The sequence below is a fragment of the Hirschia sp. genome (genome assembly GCF_058892565.1).
The window spans coordinates 1-15,245 of sequence record NZ_JBZXVU010000014.1; the positions used below are offsets into that span (position 1 = coordinate 1).

Genomic DNA, 15,245 nt, shown 5'->3' on the forward strand with positions numbered 1-15,245 from the left:
ATGAAAGGTCGCGTCGCAGACGGTGTGACCTTGATGGAACAATTTGAGAATGACGGCATATTCTCCGACATTGGCGGTGCGCAATATCTTACGACCCTTCTCGATTCGAGTGCTTTTGGACCTGAGATTGTCGACTATGCCCGCCTGATTCGAGATTTGGCGATTCGCCGCGAACTCATGCAAATTGGTTCCTCCATTGTCCAATACGCTGCCAAAAGCGAAGGCGACATGGATGGAGCCGGCCAGATTGAAGCAGCAGAAAAACAGCTCTTCGCACTTGCTGAGCGCGGCACCGCCCAAGGTGGTTTCGTCACCTTCCACGATGCTGTCGCCAAATCTATCGAAGATGCAACCATTGCCTATCAATCAGATGGTGGCTTGTCTGGTATATCGACAGGTCTTGATGATCTGGACCAGAAAATTGGTGGATTACACTCTTCTGACTTGTTGATTCTCGCCGGTCGTCCTTCCATGGGTAAGACAGCGCTCGCAACCAATATCGCATTTAACGTCGCCAAAGCATGTGTGCGGGAAAAACAACCAGATGACAGCTATAAAAGCGTAGAAGGCGGGGTTGTAGGTTTCTACTCCCTAGAGATGTCAGCAGATCAGTTGGCGGGCCGTATTCTCGCCGACGTATCTTGTGTACCCTCAGATAAAATCCGCCGTGGTGACATGGACGAGAACGACTACGCCAAATTACGTGAAGCCGCCAAAGAGATTGAACGTATCCCTCTGCATATTGATGATACGGGTGGTATATCCATCTCTCAGCTTGCGGCACGTGCACGACGTTTGCAACGTAGCTCGGGGCTAGATCTATTGGTTATCGACTATCTTCAGCTTGTCACCGCCGCCGCCGGATCAAAATCCGATAGCCGTGTGCAAGAAGTATCTCAGATAACAATGGCGATGAAATCACTGGCTAAAGAGCTTGCTATTCCTGTTATCGCCCTCTCTCAGCTTTCTCGTAAGGTGGAAGAGCGTGATGATAAGCGCCCTCAACTTTCTGACCTGCGTGAATCAGGTTCGATTGAGCAAGATGCGGATATGGTGATGTTCGTGTATCGTGAAAGCTATTATCTGGAACGTCAGGAACCAGACGAAAACAATGAAAACTTCCTCGCATGGAAAGAGCGCATGGAGAGCAAAGCTGGTAAAGCGGAAGTCATTGTTGCCAAACAACGTCACGGTCCGATTGGGAAAGTTGAACTTGCCTTTGATTCAAATCGTGTGCGCTTTGGTAATCTGGCCCCCGCTTTCAGATCCAATGATAATTATGACGACGAATAAATTCATCATAAAATCAATATAATTCTCGCGCTTGCCATAAAATCAGACTAATTGGACAGTCATGACTTTAACGATGACAAGCGCGAATATTCCTTCTTCCAGCCCTGCTGCTATTGTTCACTTACAAAATGTTGTGAACAATTGGAAAGAGCTGGCACGCCTGAGCGGCACAGCTGATACAGGTGCCGTCGTTAAAGCCAATGCATATGGGCTTGGCGCTGAGCAAGTGGCATCAACGCTCTATGAAGCTGGCTGTCGCACTTTTTTTGTGGCGCACATCGATGAAGCGATTCAGATTCGCAAAACACTCGGCAATCTAGCGCTGGTTTTTATTTTTCATGGAATCCAACCAGACAATGTCGACGATGTCATCGCGCATGACATTGTGCCGGTCCTAAATTCAACAGATCAAGTTGAATTATGGATCAGATCCGGTGCCCCATTTCCTGCGGCGCTGCATGTGGATACCGGAATGAACCGCTTGGGTCTTCAACTCAAAGAGCTTGCTAACGTCAAAAAGCGCCTGCCAGCAAACCGCATTGGTTGGGTGATGAGTCACCTTGCTTGTGCCGATATTCCAGAACATCCCATGAATGCACGTCAACTTGCATTGTTTGAGAAAGTCGCCGCTATCTGGCCTCATGCCGAGAAATCGCTTTCAAATACGGCTGGTATTTGTCTTGGCTCCAAATACACATTCGATCTCACACGGCCTGGCATCGGCCTTTATGGTGGTTATTCTCGCAAAGGTGTTTTTACACCATCCCATTGCGTAACCCTATCAGCTCCTATTTTGAGCATTATTGAACCAGACGCATCCAATGAGAACACGATTGGCTATGGCGCGACTTCAAAAGTCATCAATGGCCAACGCCTTGCCACAATCGCACTTGGATATGCAGACGGTGCTTTGCGATCTTTGTCAAACAGCGGATTTGTCTTTGTAAACGGAGTGCCTTGCTCAATTGTTGGCAGAGTATCAATGGATTTGATCACAATCGACATCACAAATGCACCAACTAGAACGACTGTTCTAGACAGAGTAGAGTTTCTGGGGCAACACGCCAGTGTAGAGATACAAGCGCGAGCAGCCAGTACGGCCAGTTATGAGCTTTTAACCTCTATGGGCGAGCGAATACCTCGTGTATACGAACACCCGATACAGACAGCGTAGGAATAACAAAGGTAAGCTGCTATGAGCTTCGCATTATTTAATCCATTCGCCGCAATAGGCAGAGCTGTTCTTGGAACAGCAGCAGAGATTGGGCGTTTGGCTATTTTTACAGCACGCACAGTCTGGGCTTGTATTACGCCAACCATCTATCTGCGCGAAGTCGTTCGCCAATGTATACAGATTGGTTTTTTCTCTTTGCCTGTTGTCGGGCTGACAGCTGTTTTTATCGGGGCTGCGCTCGCATTAAACATCTATATGGGTGGATCACGTTTCAACGCTGAACAATTCGTGCCCAATATCGTTGTTCTTGGTATCACACGAGAATTAGGGCCTGCATTTGCTGGACTTATGCTAGCAGGGCGCGTTGGTGCTGGAATCGCTGCTGAAATCGGGGCAATGCGGGTGACTGAGCAAATAGACGCCCTCCACACGCTTTCCGCTAAGCCAGAACGCTATTTATTTGCGCCACGCGTTATCGCTGCCACAATCACGCTTCCCGCACTCGTGCTGATTGCAGATATTATAGGCGTTATGGGTGGCTGGCTTGTAAGTGTCGGTGCACTTGACTTCAACAGCACAATCTATCTTCGAAACACGCTTGATTTTATGACAATAAATGATGTTTTAAGCGGCCTCATAAAAGCCGGCGTTTTTGGTGCCATCATTGCAATAATGGGCTGCTACCAGGGTACAAACTCTAAAGGCGGAGCTGGCGGCGTGGGCCGTGCTGCAACACTTGCTGTTGTATCTGGTGCGGTTTTGATTCTCGCATCAAATTATATTCTGACATCAATATTTGTGCAGGTGGGGTTATAATATGACAACTTCCCAAAGCCCTATTCTTGAACTCCAAGGTGTCACAAAATCCTTTGGGTCTAAACACATCCTGCGCGGCATAGATCTTTCTGTAAGACCGGGCGAATCCTTGGTTATAATTGGCGGTTCAGGAACGGGTAAATCTGTGACACTGAAATGCGCGCTTGGTCTGCTAAAACAAGACGCTGGCAAGATCATTTTTGATGGCAAAGATGTAAAGTCACAAAAATCGATCGAGATGGTTCGCGAACGCACAGGCATGTTATTTCAGGGCGGTGCTCTGTTTGATAGCTTGAAAATATGGGAAAACATCTCATTCACCTTGTTAAATCGCGGAAGCATGAGCCGTAAAAAAGCAAAACAAGCTGCGATAGATACACTTGCCAAAGTACGCCTTGGTGCATCCGTTGCTGATCAATTTCCTTCAGAACTTTCAGGCGGAATGCAAAAGCGTGTTGCCCTTGCTAGGGCCATTATCGACAAACCCGATGTCATCTTCTTCGACGAACCAACAACGGGCCTAGACCCTATCACCGCTGACGCCGTGAATGATCTCATCGTTGAGCAAGTAAAAGCGCTCGGTGCTGCTGCTGTCACCATCACACATGATATGGCATCGGTGAGAAAAATCGCAGATACCGTCGCCATGATCTATGAAGGACAAATCATCTGGTCTGGCCCTGTTGATCAACTCGACGATTCAGGAAACGAATACATCGATCAGTTTGTACATGGTCGCGCACAAGGCCCGATACAGCCTTCAATGTAATTCGTTTCATCTGATATTCAGGCGAGATATGGTTAGGTAGATTATGGCCAAAGTAACAACTGTTTTTGTCTGTCAGTCATGCGGCGCGTCCTATCCTAAATGGAATGGGAAATGCGAAGCATGTAATGAATGGAATACACTCGTCGAGGAAACGCAGGGTGCACCGGGCGGTTTAGCCATGCCGCCTGCTGGAAAGAAACGAAAAGCTGGCGCGATGACATTTGATCATCTTGGCGCAGACATTCCTCAACAACCGCGTCTATCAACCAACATTCCTGAACTAGACCGTGTTTTTGGTGGCGGCCCTGCACCGTCTTCAGCTGTATTGATTGGGGGTGATCCGGGTATTGGAAAATCAACACTCCTCCTTCAAGCCGCAGCCTCTTTGGCGGATCAAGGCATTGATGTTGTCTACGTCTCTGGTGAAGAAGCGGTGGCGCAAGTGCAAGGCCGCGCCCAAAGACTTGGCGTAGGTAATTCACCGGTCAAACTTGCATCAGAAACAGATCTTCGCACAATTTTAGAAGCTTTAAAAACCGAGCGCCCCAAAGTGGCGGTCATCGATTCTGTACAAACCATGTGGTCAGATAGCCTTGATGCTGCCCCCGGCTCTGTCGGTCAGGTTCGCGCCTGTGCCCAAGAGCTTACTCGCTATGCCAAGAAAAATGACTGCGTCATGATTCTTGTCGGACACGTCACCAAAGATGGTCAAATCGCAGGGCCCCGCGTGATGGAACACATGGTCGATGCCGTTTTCTATTTTGAGGGCGAACGCGGCCACCAATATCGTATCTTACGTGCTGTTAAAAACCGCTTTGGACCAACAGATGAAATCGGCGTCTTCGAGATGTCTGAAAATGGATTACACGGTGCATTAGACCCTTCTCAGCTATTTTTAGGCGGCGAAGATGAATCTGTTCCGGGCCGGGCAGTCTTTGCTGCGATGGAAGGGTCTCGCCCTGTGCTTGCTGAAGTTCAAGGGCTTGCTGGTCCACAAGCGCTCGGATCTCCTCGCCGCTCTGTGGTAGGATGGGATTCGCCGCGCCTTGCCATGCTGTTAGCTGTGTTTGAAACACAATGCGGCCTCGCCTTTGGTGCGAGAGATGTTTATCTAAGCGTTGCAGGCGGATATCGAATCTCAGAACCTGCGGGCGACCTTGCCGCCGCAGCAGCCCTTGCATCATCTGCTTTTGACAAGCCAGTGCCTGAAGCCTCTGTATTTTTTGGAGAAGTTTCACTTTCAGGTGCGATTAGGTCTGTAGGCAGAATGGATTCTAGGCTAAAAGAAGCGGCAAGATTAGGATTTGAACGTGCATTTGTGCCTCCCGGCTCACCTTCCAATATCGACGGAATGGTCATCCATGAGGTATCAAAGCTAGAAGACTTACTAAAAGCACTCCAAAATGAGGCTGAATAGCATATGGAAGAATTTGCAGGGTCCCAGATTACAGCGTTTGACGTTATCGTCGTCGCTATCATCGTTGTTTCCGCAATTATGTCTCTTAGCCGAGGATTAGTTCGCGAAGCATCGTCTATATTGTCATTTATAGCAGGTGGAATTGCTGCCCTATTTCTGGTCAAATTTTTTGGAGAACCAGCAAGAGCCCTCGTTCCCGGTGATTGGCCAAAAGTTACAGCAGATATCATTCTGGGAGTAATCGGTTTTGTCGGTGTTTACATCGCCGCTGGATGGTTTGGATCTCAACTGGCCAAACTTATTCATACCTCGCCACAAATTGGCTCGCTTGACAGGATTGCGGGCGCAATATTTGGGGCCGCGCGTGGCATGCTTGCAATAGTTCTCTTTGTTTTGCTCATGCACATGATGATTCCCAAAGATAATACGCCTGCCCTCATTGCCAATTCCAAACTTTATCCTTACGCGGATAATGCAGCGACTTGGTTTAGCGAAAACTTCCCCGGCTTCGTCCAACAAGCCAAGGATGCCGCAGAAGACTTTTAGATTATATCGGCTCAGACATCTGGGCCGATTTTCGTTAATGCTGACCTATGTAAAGGAATGCTTGTGCGCAACGAAACGATGACTGCAACTGATACACCTATTGCAGAAACAGACGTCGAAACCAATTCAGGCTTAGAGACAGCTAGCCTTCGACATAAATGTGGTGTCTTCGGTGTATTTGGGCACAAGGATGCATCCATCCTTACCGCCCTTGGTCTTCACGCATTACAACATCGCGGGCAAGAAGCTGCAGGTATCGTCAGTTTTGAACGCACATATCCAACGGACACGCAAAACGAAAAATCGCGCGATAAAGCCTATAAACAAATTCGCCAAACAACCACCGCCGAAAAAGGCCGCTTAGAAGTCGAATACGACGCGACAGACCGACCCAGCGAAGAAAAACCTATCGAAACATTCCACATAGAACGCCGTTTAGGTTTGGTGGGTGATAATTTCGGTAAGGATGGCGATGCCATCAAAGGCCTAAAAGGCTCCGCCGCGATCGGACACAATCGCTATTCAACATCAGGCGGCGTCGCACAACGTAATATCCAACCCATCTTTGCAGACCTTAAACTTGGTGGTTTTGCCGTCGCCCACAATGGTAATCTCACAAATGCTGAAACGCTTTGGGACTCATTGATGCAGAAAGGTGCGATCTTTCAATCAAAGATGGATACAGAGGTCATTCTGCAGCTGGCAGCACATTCTAAGGAAAGCAATACAATAGATCGTTTTCTGGATGCCGTTAAACAGATTGAAGGTGGTTATGCGTTGGTCTGCCTGACCAACAAAAAACTTATTGGTGCGCGTGACCCGTGGGGCATACGCCCACTGATTTTAGGTAAAATTCCAAACTCCAATCCTGATATTCAACCTGCATGGGTTTTAGCTTCTGAAAGCTGCGCCCTTGAAGCCGTTGGTGCAGAGACGGTTAGAGAAATCGAAAATGGTGAAGTTGTCGTCATCACCAAAAATGGTCCCAAAAGCCACTTTCCATTCCCTAAAAAAGAACCGCGCCCGTGTGCGTTTGAATATTTATATTTTGCTCGCCCAGACAGCATCATGCATGGCAAAAGCATATATGAAGTGCGCGAGGAATTGGGCCGCCAATTGGCGAAAGAACACCCTATCGAAGCCGACCTTGTTGCTCCAGTGCCTGATGGCGGAAATCCAGCAGGACTTGGTTATGCGGAAGCAAGCGGTATCCCTTTCAAATTCGGGATCATCCGTAACCATTATATTGGCCGTACTTTCATCCAACCCACACAAGATGCACGTGCAGGAAGTGTTACGCGAAAACACGCCGCAAACTTACATTTAGTCAAAGGCAAACGTGTCATATTGGTAGATGATTCCATTGTACGCGGTACAACGTCAAAAGCCATTGTGGCTATGATGCGCAATGCTGGCGCAAAAGAAGTTCACTTCCGTGTCGCTTCGCCGCCAATCAAACACCCTGACTTTTACGGCGTAGATATGCCGACAGAAGCAGAATTGCTGGCAGCAAATATGAGTATAGAAGAAATGACCCAATGGCTGGGTGTAGATTCTCTAGGCTTTTTATCCATTGAGGGCTTCTACCGCGCTCTTGGTGAAGAACATTACGATCCTGAAAATCCAAAATTTGCGGATCATTGTTTTACAAATAACTATCCAACTGTTTTGACCGATAAGCGCAATGCAGCCAATAAGGTAGACCAGCAAAGCATCTTCAGTCGAAACCGTGACAACTAAAATTCAGAGTACACCAATTTATGACCGATAAACGCATTATTCTCGTCACCGGAGCTTCAAAAGGCATTGGTAGAGCAACAGCTAAAGTACTCGCCGCTGAAGGTGCGCATATTATCGCTTTGGCCCGCTCTACAGAAGCTTTAGAAAAGCTTGATGACGAAATCCGTGCTGAAACGGGTGAAAACGCCACTTTAATCACGCTAGACCTAAAAGACGGCTCTTCAATCGACCGAATTGCCGCTCCCCTTATGGAGCGTTTTGGCCGTATTGATGGTCTTGTCGCCAATGCTGGTATTTTAGGTACGCTTGGCCCACTGGAAACAGTAAGTCCACGTAGCTTTGAAGATACAATCAACATCAATCTGACGGCCAATTGGCGCCTCATTCGCGCGCTTGATCCTCTTCTAAGGAAAAGTGATGCAGGTCGCGCAGTATTCCTTACATCAGGCGTTGCAGAAAATCCGCGCGCGTTTTGGGGGCCATACCAAGCTTCAAAAGCAGGATTAGAAGCGCTTATAAAAGCTTGGGCTTTTGAAACAGAACAATCTAGCTTGAACGTAAACCTGTTTAATCCTGGCGCAACAAAAACTGATATGCGTTTTTCTGCTGTTCCCGGTGAAGATCAATCCCTTCTACCAACACCCGAGGATGTAGCTTCTAAATTAGCTTACTACGTCTCTAAAGAGTGTGACCTTCACAATCAGAGAATTTCCTATCGAGATTTATAGATTGTAGGTCAGCTTTTTTTCTGACAACGCAGTCAATTTTTCGAATCATTGCACTATTTAGTGTACCCACGGCCTAATTGGCACTTTATCAAGTCATTTCATACGGAATATGAATTCTAAACTCATAGTTTCGTTTGGAATTTCCTATGACTGGGTTAAAAGCCTACCGTAAGGATAAGAGACGAAAGCCTCAGCCAGTATTTGCCTCGTGAACAAATTTCAAGGAGACGCCCACATGACCGTTCAACTTACTTCAGGACAATCTCCCGCTAAATACATTGAATCCGCGCGTGAAATTTTATCGCAATATTCGGCTGAAGTTGCCAAAGATCCTCAAACAAACTCAGTTCGTCGTCTAGCAATTGATTTGTTTCGTGAAATTGAAAACGGCGATCTGCAAGTTTCTGACATTCACAAAGTGATCAATTCACTGGGCGGTAAAGTCCTCCAAGACAGATGTGATACTTTCCGTCAGCGTCACAGACTTTTATCCCAAGAAAATCCAGAATCCGAACTTAGAGTGCTTTTGGAAGGCATCGCCCAAAAAGGTGAGCCTGCTTACCGTGCAGCAATGGAACGCGTCGCATCTGGCGTCGTGTTCACAGCTCACCCAACTTTTGCACTCAACCGGAATTTACGTCGGGCATTCGTCGAAGCTGCGATTTCAAAAGACGGCACATCATGTCGAGACGAATTAAGCAATATTGCAGCAGAAGGTCTCTACATGGACGACAATATTTCGCTAATGATGGAACATGAAGACGTCCAATTAGCGCTACGCAATGGCCAAACAGCACTGAATGAAATTTGGAGCCTTATCCTAGATGTCGCGAAAGAAAATTTCGCCGATACATGGAAGAGCATTCACCCATCATTGATCAATCTAGCTTCTTGGGTTGGGTATGACCTTGATGGACGCACAGACATTCACTGGGGCGCAACACTCCATTTGCGTTTATCTGAAAAAGCCGTTCAATTAGAACGATTTGCTGCCAGCTTGAACGCTATTGAATCTCCAACCAATGAGCTCAAAGAAATAGCTCAAAAGCTAGATGCAGCATCAGAACACGCAAGAAATGCTGCTATCGCATTTGGTGGTGATCTAGATGATCCTGAAGTGCTCGTGAACGCTGCAAACACTCTAACACCAGATGCAGAAGCTAAGATTGTCTCGCTAAAGCCCATCATTGCTCGCCTAAGAGAATTAGCGTTAGAAAGCGATGACAACACAGCAAAAGCACTCCTGATCGCAAGCTCGCAAATGGAAACGCTAGGATTGGGAACTGCCCGCATTCACCTGCGCATCAACTCCGCCCAGATCCATTCAGTGCTTCAAAATGAACTACGCATTGCAACAGATGATGTAGAATATGGCCGTGCAGTTCTTGCGGAGCTGGCTAAACGCGCGCACAATGTACCTGTGCAACATGTTAATTTTGCTGACCTTTTCCAAGAGCAAATGACAGCACGTCGTCAAATCATGTTGTGTGCTCAAATCCTGAAACACATAGATGCAGACACACCAATCCGTTTCTTGATCGCTGAAAGTGAAAACCCAGCGACCATCATGGGTGCCTTGTTTATTGCGCGCCAATTTGGCGTCGCAGATCGTGTTGATCTTTCTCCTCTATTTGAAACACCAGATGCACTAGAGCGCGGCGACCGTTTCGTTGAACGTTTGATCGAAGACCCGTCATTTATCTCTTATGTTCAAGAACGTGGACGGCTTTGTCTTCAATTTGGTTTCTCAGACTCAGGACGTTTCTCATCTCAACCAGCAGCAGATATGGCAATTGAGCGTATTCACAACCTAGTGGGTGCAGCCATGTCTAAACATGATGATCTTGAAAATGTTGAATTACTTGTGTTCAACACACACGGTGAATCAATGGGTCGTGGTGCATTCCCTGGTCAGTTTAAAGATCGCTTTGATCACCTTCTTACACCATGGACGCGTGCGCAGTTCGCGCAGAAAAATCTACCATTCATCCATGAATTCTCATTCCAAGGCGGCGATGGTTTCATGCACTTTGATGCATTGGAAACAGCTAAATCAACATTGTTAGAAGTGGCAATCCACACACTATCAGAACCTGATGTAGACCTTGAAGATCCATTCTACAAACGCCGTGACATCAGCTGGGATTTTTATAGATCACTTCGGGAATGGCATGAAACTTTGTTTGAAAACAAAGACTACCCTGCTGCTTTGCTAGAATTTGGTCCCGGTCTCTTGTTTAAAAGTGGATCACGTAAATCACGCCGTCAAACAGGGGCATCTGCGGGTGAATTAGGGCTTCGCTCTCTACGGGCTATTCCGCAAAACGCTATCTTACAGCAATTGGCAATCCCACTAAATGTTGCTTGTGGATTTGGATCAGCAGCAGGCAATGAACCAGACCGGCTTGCTGAATTAATGCGCAACTCAAAACGCATGAAAGGCTTGATCCACATGGCGATTGAGGCACGTAATCTGACAAGTTTACCTGCTTTCCGCTCTTATGGATGCCTATACGACCCGAGCCTATGGTTTGCGATTGCTAAGCGCAGCGACCGTGCCAATGCACAAGTTTACCGCCGTTTGGGTTACCTGTTCTCTGACCTTGAAACCCATTCCTCAATCACAAAACTAGCAAACTCTATCACTGTAGATCTTGCACGTTTTGACCGTATCTTAGAAGAAGTAGAAGGTGAAAGCGTCACAGCGGACCGCTATAAATCACGCTTGGATATGCACGTTCTCCACGCTTTACGCCAAGCATTGATGATGCGCGCATTTTCACTTTCTGCACGCCTTCCAGAGTTTTCACGCCGCCATGGTTCATCCATTAGCGCCGAAGGATTACTCAAACAAATCACGCAGTTGCAAATACCTGATACAGTCGCAATGGTTCGCGGCGTCTTCCCTGCTGAAGACAGACGCAATCCAAAATTTGATGAGCTTTTGGAAACATCAGATATCGAAGCCACTGACGATCAAGGGTATTCAGAAATTCACACAGGTCTATTAGAACCTCTGGAAGAAATTGACCGTGCGATGAAAGAAGCAACAGTTGCTGTGTGTAGTTTATATTCAGCATATGGATAAAAAGCGGATCCAAATGGTATCGTCTAAAGAAAAGGCCAGCATTTCTGCTGGCCTTTTTTTATTTCTTGTACGACGTGCGTTCTGCTTTGGTTTTGCGTCGGCCATCCGCTTTATCAGCATATGGATTTGCACCTTGGCGAATGATCAACCTGATAGGAACACCCGGTAAATCAAACGCTTCACGCAACCCATTCACAAGATAACGTTTATAGCTTTCTGGCATTTGATCACCACGTGATGCCATCATAATGAAAGTTGGCGGACGCGTTTTCATCTGAGCCATGTAACGCGGCTTAATGCGCTGACCACCCGGTGCAGGTGGCGGATGTTTCTGAATTGTGTGTTGCATCCAATTATTCAAATCACGTGTTTTGATACGTGCTGACCAATCTTCAAACACTTTCGCGGCGGCAACCATCATCTTATCAAGGTTTCGGCCAGTTTCACCAGAAACCGTCAATAGAGGAGCACCTTTGGCTTGAGGCAATAAACGGCGAGCCTTGTCTTCTAATTCTTTACGAAGCTCACCGCCGTTTTCAACAAGATCCCATTTCGTACAGACGAAAACAACACCGCGACCTTCGCGCAAAACAAGGTCAGCTATCTGCAAATCTTGCTTTTCGAATGCATCGCGCGAATCCATAACAATCGCGACAACATCGGCATATTTGATCGAGTGAATGGTTTCACCCGTCGACATTTTTTCCAAACGTTCTTGAACTTTTGCCTTTTTGCGAAGACCAGCCGTGTCCACGAGACGCATCTCACGACCTTCATATTCCCAAGCAACTGTCACACTATCACGTGTGATACCTGCCTCTGGGCCCGTTAGAAGACGATCAGATTGAAGCAATGAATTGAGCAATGTTGATTTACCAGCATTGGGACGCCCAACCACAGTAAATTTCATCGGGCGTTCTGGTGGCGCTTCAATTTCTTCTGCTTCTGGATCAAATTCTACAAAATCATCATCCCAAGCACGCTCTTCTTCTTGCTCAGCTTCTGGACTCGTCAATTCTGGAGCAGCTTCAAGTAAAGCTTGGTAGAGATCACTCATACCTTCGCCATGTTCAGCAGATAGCGCGACAGGCTCATTGAAACCAAGGCTAAAGGCTTCCGTCAGGCCGACATCGCCCTGTCGTCCTTCACATTTGTTCGCGACGAGTATCGTTGGTTTATCAGCTTGTCTTAGTAATTTAGAAAACACACGGTCAATCGGCGTAACACCTACGCGCGCATCTATGACATACAAAGAAACATCTGCTTCCGCTATCGCCATTTCAGTCTGGCGACGCATGCGCGCTTCAAGAGATGCATCATTCACATCATCAAAACCAGCCGTATCAATAAGATCCAACTCAAGGTCACCCAAACGGCCACGCGCCTCTTTTCGATCGCGTGTTACACCAGGTTGGTCATCCACCAGCGCAATTTTCTTTCCGACAAGTCGGTTGAATAAAGTCGATTTCCCAACGTTAGGGCGTCCGACGATGGCCACCTTCAACGCCATGGTTCAGTCCTTCGTAATTAAAAGATGTAGACCTTCAATTTAACGAATAGCGATCAAATCGCCCTTATCCGAGAGAAGGTAGACATGCTCATGAGCCACAATTGGTTCAATGTAAACAGCATCTCCAACTTTCAGTTCGTTTACAACTTCACCCGTTTGCGGATCAATTGCTAAAACTTTCCCTTGAGATGATGCGACAATGATACGGTCTGAAGCAATGACTGGGCCAGCCCAAACAATACGATTCTTACGCTTTTTCTCTTTTTTGAACTGCTGTAATTGCTTTACCCATACGACACCGCCTGTGTTTTTATCAAAACACGCTAATTGCCCATCAACACTGATTGCAAACACAAACTGCCCTGAAAGGGCTGGTGAGTGTATGGAACCAAAAGGCTTTTCCCATAGTCGTGTTCCGCTCACGGCATCAATTGAAACAAGAACACCAGACTGGCTTGCAGCAAAGACTGCACCTGAATCAATAACAGGGTTTCCAGCAATATCATTGATCGCTGAAATCGGGGTAAATCGCCCACCGCGCGTCAAACTATCAGACCAAAGACGACGCCCATTGCTTGGAACATACGCGATAACTTCTCCTGAAGAGAATGGCGCAGCCAAAAGATCACCCGATATAGCAGGACTTGGAGAAGACAGAACGCGTGCGCTTTCTGCAATCGCTTGATCCGACCATTCAATACTACCGTCACTCAAACTAAGAACGTAAATCTCATTGTTTGAGGATGTGATATAGGCGTAATCGCCTTCTATCGTTGGAGATCCAGTGATTGGTGCTTGTGTCTCACGTTTCCAAAGCTCCGCACCGGAATTTATATCGAGCGCGACAACATATCCATAACCAGATGTTACGATAATTCTGTCACCAGCAACAGCTAATCCACCACCTACAGCCAGCTTGTCTCGTTTGCGTGGTGGCTCCAGCTTAACGCTCCATACAGCTGATCCTGATTTACTGACTGCACGAACAGTTTGCTCACTATCAATAATGAAAAGACCATCTTGGTTAGCAACAGGAGGTGCAATGAGTCTTCGCGTACGAGAAGAGCCGCTTCCGACTTTTTTCTTCCATGCGATTTTAAACTCATCGCCGCCGACACGGTTTCCTGGATTTTTCTGTGCATTTCCGCCCGACTGGGTCCATGGCAAGCCTTGAGCAGCAGCTGGCAGATAAACTGACATTGTCGCATAAGCAACATCAGGTGACAGATCAGCATCAGCCGCAATCAAAGGCACACGTTGTGCACGCTCTGCAGCATCTGCTTCTCTTTTTTTAGCAGACTGACAACCAGCAAGAGCTACACAAAGGACAACGCCCAAAGCTATCTTTTTAAAGTGTCTCATGCAGGGTCCTCTGAATTACTAGACGCGTCTTCTACTGGTGTTGCTTCTACCGGCGCGGCTTCTTCCACCGTATTAGTTTCAGTAAGTGCTGGAATTACGGCAAGCGCATCATTTGCACGATTAAGAACGCCTTCAGGCGCATTCAGTCTTAAAGTCAGAGCTTGATATTCAGAGCGCGCACGCTCCATATCGCCTTCTTCAAACGCTTTTGCACCGATTAATTCGTGTGCAAGCGCTCCAAAACTATCTTCATTACCAACAAGATCACCCAAAGCTGCTTCAACTTCAGCCAATGACTGCGTGTCTGCCAGCAAATACGCAGCTTTCAATTTTGCCAGATCCGCCAAAGGGCCTTCACCTTGCGCAGATATTTCCAATGCTTTTGCAGCAGCGAGCGTATCACCCGCCATTTCTAGCTCAGCTTGCGCTAAATATTGTGCGGCTAGATCAGCAAATCCACTATCTTTATCCAATAATGCCCCGAAACGGCTACGTGTATTTTCAACGTCTTGAATTTCGAGTGATTTAAGCCCTAACTCAAAAGTGCGGCCATTGGCTTCAATTTCTTTGGTTGCTTGTTCATCAAAATAAGAATTTGCAGCCACCATTGCAACAATCGCGATTGAACCACCCAAAGCAAAAGGCCAAGCTTTATTCCAAAACCTGTTCAGTTTATCAGCTTTTACGTTCTCTTCTACTTCGTCAAAAATGTCGCTCACGAGTCGACCTTCCTAAATTCAATCCACATACCAGATAGACTGGCAAATCATAATTTCGAGGCGGACACTAGCCCTACCACAAT

The 15,245-nt window shown here is 47.0% G+C and carries 12 protein-coding genes; 9 read left to right on the forward strand and 3 right to left on the reverse strand.

Annotated elements, in window-relative coordinates:
- From AC5EF3_RS05815 to AC5EF3_RS05855, 9 genes are all read left to right on the forward strand, one after another.
- On the forward strand, positions 1 to 1,293 hold a 1,293-nt coding region (locus AC5EF3_RS05815; RefSeq protein ID WP_493547376.1), incomplete at its 5' end, for a replicative DNA helicase.
- 61 nt (positions 1,294 to 1,354) lie between these two features.
- Positions 1,355 to 2,467 carry an alanine racemase gene (gene alr / locus AC5EF3_RS05820; RefSeq protein ID WP_493547377.1) on the forward strand — a complete coding sequence of 371 codons (1,113 nt, stop codon included), beginning with the start codon at positions 1,355 to 1,357 and terminating at the stop codon, positions 2,465 to 2,467.
- 21 nt (positions 2,468 to 2,488) lie between these two features.
- Positions 2,489 to 3,283: an MlaE family ABC transporter permease gene (locus AC5EF3_RS05825; RefSeq protein ID WP_015827780.1), complete on the forward strand. Its 795-nt coding sequence runs from the start codon at positions 2,489 to 2,491 to the stop codon at positions 3,281 to 3,283.
- A 1-nt stretch (position 3,284) separates the two neighbouring features.
- On the forward strand, positions 3,285 to 4,052 hold the full coding sequence (locus AC5EF3_RS05830) for an ABC transporter ATP-binding protein (protein WP_493547378.1): 768 nt from the start codon (positions 3,285 to 3,287) through the stop codon (positions 4,050 to 4,052).
- Between the two features lie 43 nt (positions 4,053 to 4,095).
- Entirely contained in the window at positions 4,096 to 5,469 is a 1,374-nt protein-coding gene (gene radA, locus AC5EF3_RS05835) for a DNA repair protein RadA (RefSeq protein ID WP_015827782.1), read from the forward strand.
- Between the two features lie 3 nt (positions 5,470 to 5,472).
- Positions 5,473 to 6,015, forward strand: coding sequence for a CvpA family protein (locus AC5EF3_RS05840; RefSeq protein ID WP_015827783.1), 543 nt, complete (start codon positions 5,473 to 5,475; stop codon positions 6,013 to 6,015).
- Between the two features lie 57 nt (positions 6,016 to 6,072).
- Positions 6,073 to 7,755 (forward strand): amidophosphoribosyltransferase, encoded by a 1,683-nt coding sequence (purF, locus tag AC5EF3_RS05845; RefSeq protein ID WP_083773121.1) that lies wholly within the window; start codon positions 6,073 to 6,075, stop codon positions 7,753 to 7,755.
- Positions 7,756 to 7,775: 20 nt separating this feature from the next.
- The gene (locus AC5EF3_RS05850) at positions 7,776 to 8,483 is read left to right on the forward strand and encodes an SDR family NAD(P)-dependent oxidoreductase (protein WP_493547379.1); all 708 of its coding nucleotides are present in this window, start codon (positions 7,776 to 7,778) and stop codon (positions 8,481 to 8,483) included.
- A gap of 235 nt (positions 8,484 to 8,718) precedes the next feature.
- Positions 8,719 to 11,571 (forward strand): phosphoenolpyruvate carboxylase, encoded by a 2,853-nt coding sequence (locus AC5EF3_RS05855; protein ID WP_493547380.1) that lies wholly within the window; start codon positions 8,719 to 8,721, stop codon positions 11,569 to 11,571.
- 58 nt (positions 11,572 to 11,629) lie between these two features.
- Here AC5EF3_RS05855 and der read toward each other — a convergent pair whose 3' ends face one another.
- Genes der through AC5EF3_RS05870 form a run of 3 tightly spaced genes read right to left on the reverse strand, consistent with a single transcriptional unit; the run spans position 11,630 to position 15,162 of the window.
- Positions 11,630 to 13,081 (reverse strand): ribosome biogenesis GTPase Der, encoded by a 1,452-nt coding sequence (gene der / locus AC5EF3_RS05860; RefSeq protein ID WP_015827787.1) that lies wholly within the window; start codon positions 13,079 to 13,081, stop codon positions 11,630 to 11,632.
- Between the two features lie 39 nt (positions 13,082 to 13,120).
- Positions 13,121 to 14,443 carry a PQQ-like beta-propeller repeat protein gene (locus AC5EF3_RS05865; protein ID WP_493547381.1) on the reverse strand — a complete coding sequence of 441 codons (1,323 nt, stop codon included), beginning with the start codon at positions 14,441 to 14,443 and terminating at the stop codon, positions 13,121 to 13,123.
- Entirely contained in the window at positions 14,440 to 15,162 is a 723-nt protein-coding gene (locus AC5EF3_RS05870; RefSeq protein WP_015827789.1) for a tetratricopeptide repeat protein, read from the reverse strand. The genes AC5EF3_RS05865 and AC5EF3_RS05870 overlap by 4 nt, the downstream gene beginning before the upstream one ends.
- Between the last annotated feature and the right edge of the window lie 83 nt (positions 15,163 to 15,245).

Coding starts and splice junctions, on each gene's coding strand:
- alr (WP_493547377.1), top strand. CDS start 1,355: ATGACTTTAACGATGACAAGCGCGAATATTCCTTCTTCCAGCCCTGCT.
- AC5EF3_RS05825 (WP_015827780.1), top strand. CDS start 2,489: ATGAGCTTCGCATTATTTAATCCATTCGCCGCAATAGGCAGAGCTGTT.
- AC5EF3_RS05830 (WP_493547378.1), top strand. CDS start 3,285: ATGACAACTTCCCAAAGCCCTATTCTTGAACTCCAAGGTGTCACAAAA.
- radA (WP_015827782.1), top strand. CDS start 4,096: ATGGCCAAAGTAACAACTGTTTTTGTCTGTCAGTCATGCGGCGCGTCC.
- AC5EF3_RS05840 (WP_015827783.1), top strand. CDS start 5,473: ATGGAAGAATTTGCAGGGTCCCAGATTACAGCGTTTGACGTTATCGTC.
- purF (WP_083773121.1), top strand. CDS start 6,073: ATGCTTGTGCGCAACGAAACGATGACTGCAACTGATACACCTATTGCA.
- AC5EF3_RS05850 (WP_493547379.1), top strand. CDS start 7,776: ATGACCGATAAACGCATTATTCTCGTCACCGGAGCTTCAAAAGGCATT.
- AC5EF3_RS05855 (WP_493547380.1), top strand. CDS start 8,719: ATGACCGTTCAACTTACTTCAGGACAATCTCCCGCTAAATACATTGAA.
- der (WP_015827787.1), bottom strand. CDS start 13,081: ATGGCGTTGAAGGTGGCCATCGTCGGACGCCCTAACGTTGGGAAATCG.
- AC5EF3_RS05865 (WP_493547381.1), bottom strand. CDS start 14,443: ATGAGACACTTTAAAAAGATAGCTTTGGGCGTTGTCCTTTGTGTAGCT.